Raw genomic sequence first — 2,027 nt, forward strand, 5'->3', positions numbered from 1 at the left:
CTCGTCGCCGCCCGGGGGCGGCTCATGCAGGACCTGCCCACCGGCGGCGCGATGCTCGCCGTGGCCGCCGACGAGGCCCGGGTCGCCGAGTCGATCGCCGCGCTGACCGGCCGGGTCGCCGTCGCCGCCGTCAACGGCCCCGACGCCGTCGTCGTCTCCGGCGACGCGGCGGCCATCGACGAGCTGGCGGAACTCTGGACCGGCCGGGAGGTGAAGGTGCGGCGGCTGCGGGTCAGCCACGCCTTCCACAGCCCGCTGATGGAGCCGATGCTCGCCGAGTTCGCTGCCGTCGCCGCCCGCCTCGACCTGCGCGCCCCCACCCTGCCGGTGGTGTCCAACGTGACCGGCGAGCTGGCCGACCCGGCGCAGCTCACCGACCCCGGCTACTGGGTGCGCCACGTCCGGGAGGCGGTCCGCTTCGCCGACGGCGTACGCGCCCTGCGCGCCCACGGCGTCGGCACCTTCGTGGAGGTCGGGCCGGACGCCGTGCTCACCGCCAGCGTCCAGGAGACCCTCGCCGGGATCGAGACCGACGCCGCCTCCGCCGTGGTGGTGCCGGTGCTGCGCCGGGACCGCCCGGACCGCCGTGCCCTGCTCGCCGCCCTCTCCCAACTGCACGTCGCCGGCACGCCGCCGCACTGGGCGGACGTCCTCGCCGGCCGGCCCGGCCGGCTCGTCGACCTGCCCACCTACCCGTTCGAGCGGCAGCACTACTGGGTGCCGGCCGAGGCGCCCGCCGACGACACCACGACGGGCGGGGCCGGCGCGCTCGACCGCCGGTTCTGGGCAGCCGTCGAACGCGCCGACCTCGACGCGCTGCGCGACACCCTCGCCGTCACCGACACCGCCGCCGCCGAGTCGCTGCGTACCCTGCTGCCCGTCCTCGCCGACTGGCGGCGGCAGCGGCAGGAACACTCGGTCCTCGACGGCTGGCGGTACCGGGAGGAATGGCAGGTGGCCCCCGAGCCCGCCCCCGCCCGGCTGGCCGGCACCTGGCTGCTGGCGCTGCCCGCCGACGACGCCGACGACCCGGCGGCGCGGGCCGTCCGGGCCGCGCTGACCGGCGCCGGCGCCGACGTGCTGCCGCTGACGGTGGAGCCGGACGCCGACCGGGCCGGCCTCGCGGCGGCCCTCGCCGGCACCGAGCCCGCCGGCGTCGTGTCCCTGCTCGCCGGGGAACCACGCACCGCCGACGGCACCGTCCTGCCCGGCCTGACCGCCACCCTCGCCCTCGTGCAGGCGCTCGGCGACGCCGGCGTGGCAGCGCCGCTGTGGCTGGTCACCCGGGGCGCGGTCGCCGCCGCCTCGTACGACCGGCTCGCCGACCCGGCGCAGGCCGCGATCTGGGGCCTCGGCCGGGTCGTCGGCGTCGAGGCGCCGCACCGCTGGGGCGGCCTGGTCGACCTGCCGTCCGACCCCGACGACCGGGCCGCCTTCCGGCTCGCCGCGATCCTCACCGGCTCGACCGGCGAGGACCAGCTCGCCGTACGCGGCCCCGGCGTCTTCGCCCGCCGCCTCGTCCGCGCCGCCCTCGGCGACCGTCCGCCGGCGCGCCGGTTCACGCCCACCGGCACCGCCCTGGTCACCGGCGGCACCGGCGGGCTCGGGGCGCGCGCCGCCCGCTGGCTCGCCGCCGCCGGAGCCGAGCACGTCGTGCTGGTCAGCCGGCGCGGACCCGACGCCCCCGGCGCCGCCGAGCTGGAGGCCGAGCTGGCCGGCCTCGGGGCCCGGGTCACCGTCGCCGCCTGCGACATCGCCGACCGGGCGCTGGACGCCTTCGTCGTCTACTCGTCCATCGCCGCCACCTGGGGCAGTGGCGGGCAGGCCGGGTACGCGGCCGGCAACGCCTACCTGGACGCGCTGGTGCGGCGGCGGCGCGCCGACGGCCGGGCCGGCACCGCCATCGCCTGGGGCCCATGGTCCGACGGCGGCATGCACGCCGCCGACGCCGAGCGGAACCTGCGCCGCCGGGGCCTGCCCGCCATGGACCCGGCCGTCGCCATGGCCGCGTTGCAGCAGGCCCTCGA

General features: G+C 79.4%; 1 protein-coding gene. It reads left to right on the top strand.

Translation table 11 applies throughout. The features are described from left to right. The coding region (locus KBX39_RS29835) for an SDR family NAD(P)-dependent oxidoreductase (protein ID WP_210873727.1) at positions 1-2,027 on the top strand (2,027 nt) is incomplete at both ends.

Origin of the sequence: Micromonospora sp. D75, assembly GCF_018070405.1 — a bacterium.
GTDB classification, from domain to species: domain Bacteria; phylum Actinomycetota; class Actinomycetes; order Mycobacteriales; family Micromonosporaceae; genus Micromonospora; species Micromonospora chalcea.